Origin of the sequence: Methylocystis suflitae, assembly GCF_024448135.1 — a bacterium.
Taxonomy (GTDB): Bacteria; Pseudomonadota; Alphaproteobacteria; order Rhizobiales; family Beijerinckiaceae; genus Methylocystis; species Methylocystis suflitae.
This window is the reverse complement of record NZ_JAMRYX010000123.1, coordinates 1-3,037: the sequence shown is the minus strand read 5'-3', so window position 1 is coordinate 3,037 and position 3,037 is coordinate 1. Positions and strand designations below refer to the sequence as shown.

At 62.1% G+C, this 3,037-nt stretch carries 3 protein-coding genes and 1 pseudogene; 1 reads left to right on the top strand and 3 read right to left on the bottom strand.

What is annotated here, in order from left to right:
• Positions 1-542 (top strand): annotated as a pseudogene (locus tag NEI07_RS09925) (hypothetical protein); the annotation flags it as partial.
• A gap of 73 nt (positions 543-615) precedes the next feature.
• Here NEI07_RS09925 and NEI07_RS09920 read toward each other — a convergent pair.
• From NEI07_RS09920 to NEI07_RS09910, 3 genes are all read right to left on the bottom strand, one after another.
• The gene (locus NEI07_RS09920) at positions 616-1,176 is read right to left on the bottom strand and encodes a hypothetical protein (RefSeq protein ID WP_256034313.1); all 561 of its coding nucleotides are present in this window, start codon (positions 1,174-1,176) and stop codon (positions 616-618) included.
• Positions 1,177-1,309: 133 nt separating this feature from the next.
• Positions 1,310-1,897 carry a DUF7676 family protein gene (locus tag NEI07_RS09915; RefSeq protein ID WP_256034312.1) on the bottom strand — a complete coding sequence of 196 codons (588 nt, stop codon included), beginning with the start codon at positions 1,895-1,897 and terminating at the stop codon, positions 1,310-1,312.
• A gap of 45 nt (positions 1,898-1,942) precedes the next feature.
• On the bottom strand, positions 1,943-3,037 hold a 1,095-nt coding region (locus tag NEI07_RS09910), incomplete at its 5' end, for a PepSY-associated TM helix domain-containing protein (protein WP_256034311.1).

Sequence of the window (3,037 nt, the reverse complement as noted above, 5' to 3'; positions counted from 1 at the left end):
CCGGAGCGCCTCAGTCGCCTCAGGGCGCGATGAAAGCAGGGTCGAAACAGCGCTCCAAGTTCCGGATTCGCGATGACGTTTTCATTGCCCGGCAAGCTTGGGGCAATGCGAGCGAGAAAGGCATTGCCAAGACCTCGCACGCGATCACGCTATTGATCGCGTGGCGGCTCATGGATAATCTCGAACAGTTTCCGGATTCGAATGACATGCATCTCGCGCTGGCTCTGTGTCCGCTCGACGTATCCCCATTTGATTTTTCGGCATTGCGGTATGCGGAGACCGCCATCCCCACGCGCAAAAATAACCTCGGCGTTCGCTGCCAACGATTTTTCTGCCTACTCAAGCGGAGCCGCTCGAAGTCGTCGAGATCGGCGGCGCCGTCTATCATCCGCCATGCGAGGCCGTCGCGCGACAGCTTGCGCCAAGTCAGTCCGTGGTCAGGGGCAGGGAACGACTTCCGGAGAGCCTTTATCGTCGTGTCAGGCGGCCAAGCCCGGCTCAGTCTTGGAGGCAGCGTAAGGAGGACTATGTCCTTGCCATGAGTCGGCTTAGCCCGGCGCTATGAGCGCCGGCCCTCGTCAACCCGGCGCTCAACGCCGCCTGTTGCGCTCGCATTCAAACGTGACGCGGAGCGAGCGCAACCGCTTCGCCGCTGCGGCGCGCTGCGGAGCCCAGCGTGTAAAGCGCGCCGAGGCCCGCAAAGACGCAAGCGTTGATGAGGAACATGCGCGGGAGCGTCGCAAGCAGCGAATCGAGATGGCCAGCGCTCGAGCCCATCGCCACGCCAAAGCCGAAGACTAGGCCCTTATAGACGACGAAGGCGGCCACGAAGGCCGCGCCCGCGCCCACAAGCCCCTTCATGCGCCGCGTGGCCAGCCCGGCGGCTTCGCAAGACAGCAAGGTGATGACGCCCATCGCGACGCCCCAAGTCAGGGCGACGTCGGTCATGTGGTGATGCAGGGACGCGAAGGCGATGGTCTGGCTCGCCAGCCAGACGCCGCCACTCAGAAGGAGGGCGTCACGCCGATCGAGAGTCAATGCGGCAACCGCCGCGAACGCCGCCAACGGAAAGCCGCAATGGAACGCGGGACTCAAGAGGACGCTGGCGACGATCAGCGAGCCAATCCATAGCGAACGAGGCCAGGGAGATGAGGCGAAAAACGATGCGGTTGTCATGACAAGTCTCCTCTATGTGAAGCCAGCGGGGGAGCGGCGCTTGCCCGCTGGTTTTTTCGCCTTCGTATTGCGCGCGAGGACGAAAAGGGGACCGACGATCGTCTCCGCGACCGCCGGGCTGAACGTGAAGCGGTCAGGACGGACGGCCCCAGTCCGCTGAGCGATCGACGGGATCGGGGTCGTGGAGACCGAGCCATCGCGCCCGCAATTTGTCCCACAACGCGAGACGCGACCAATTCGGCTCCTTGACGCGGCCGTCGCTTTCGGGATCGAGGAAGGGATTGGGCAGCAGCACGGTGATCTGCTGCTCGCCCGCGCCGTTGAACAAGCGCAGCCCCCAGGACATCGGAACGCATGTGCGGCCGAAGCGGCGGTAAAGTTCGGCCCGCGCGGTGCGCCGATGGCGGGCGAGTTCCGGCGACGTCGGCGCGCGCGGCGGACCCTTGTGCTCGCCGATGCAGATATGAAAATGCGGGACGCCGAAGGCGATCGTCAGATAGCCGTCGAACACGGAGACGCGGCTCGGCGGCTCGTCGGCCTTGAATTCGAAGGCGGCCCCCTGGATGAGAGGGCCGAAAGTAATTTCCCGCCAGTGATTTTCGAACAGATCGCGGAAAAGCTCCTCAAGGCTCCTCTCGTCCACCGGCAAGGGAAATGTGTCGAGCGGCGCTCCGTCCGCGTCCAGGATCCGTCGTGGCCGCGGTTCAGTGATGACTGACATATCTTTCTCCATTGCAGGCCTCGCGTCTCTCACCTTGTGACCTTCTTATGCCGAGCGCGGTCGGCGCGTCGTTGTGCAGTTCGGCGAAGGACGTTCGTCACGAAAAAGTAGCGAAGCGCTGCTGGTTAAGACGGCCGCGCCGATCCGATTTTCGTCAATCGTCGCCCGCGATGACGTAGCGTGGCACCGCGCCACGCGTTTCTTCCACCAGATATAAACGCCGGTGACGGATAGCATCACAATGACGAGGCCGAGCGCGCAAACGAAAATGCGATAGGGCAGGCCGAACACATTGGCCATGTGCAGTTCCACGAGCCAGGTCGTGATCGTATTGCCGGCGTGCCGGCCAGTTGGCAGACGAACCGCGCGCAATTCGCCAGTATAGGCGTCGAATGCGATCGACGTGCGGCCAAAATTGTCGCCGATGTCGTGGCTCGAGCGAACGCCGTAGAAATAGAGATCGCTTTTGCGCTGGATGCTAAGCCTCATCGGTCGCTCGACCGAAAAGCCATGTGCGAGCGCTTGCTCCCCCATGAGTCTTTCGCCAATGGCCTGCGCTTCCTCCCAACCAACCGGCGCTCGACCCCCGGCTGGGTTGCCGCCCTTTGTGGTCCCAGAGTAAGGCGGCTCATAATCGAAGACGAGCTGCATCGTGCGCGTGTAGAAGCCGTTCAAATCAAAATGGACGCTGGACCAGGCGAAGAGCAGCAATATTGCAAAGAGCCAAAGTCCGAAGGCGCGATGCAGATCGAAGTTGACGCGATAGAATGAGCTCGAAAACTTGATCAGCCAAGCGGGTCGCCATCGCGAAAGATAGCCGCGCCTATTCGGCGGACTGGGAAGAGGCAGCGTGAGATAAACGCCAACGAAGCAATCGATCGTCCATACGAGCGCGACGATTCCAAGAATCCACGCGCCTACTTCGCCCATGGCGAGGGAATAATGCAGGCGGTCGATAAAGGGCATAACATTTGCCAGCGTCGTCGGCAGCCCGTCTCGATCAAAGCGCCCCAATTCCTGGCCGGTGACGGGGTCGAGCAGGAGTCGATTGAAATTGAACGCGGGCGCGCCGGGTCGCGCCTCCATGCGGATTATCGCCGTGCCGTCAACGCTCAGATCGACAGAGGTGGCGAGGGCATC

What these genes read in the sequence shown, in the direction of transcription:
- NEI07_RS09920 (WP_256034313.1), bottom strand. Translation starts at nt 1,176, where the DNA reads ATGACAACCGCATCGTTTTTCGCCTCATCTCCCTGGCCTCGTTCGCTA.
- NEI07_RS09915 (WP_256034312.1), bottom strand. Translation starts at nt 1,897, where the DNA reads ATGTCAGTCATCACTGAACCGCGGCCACGACGGATCCTGGACGCGGAC.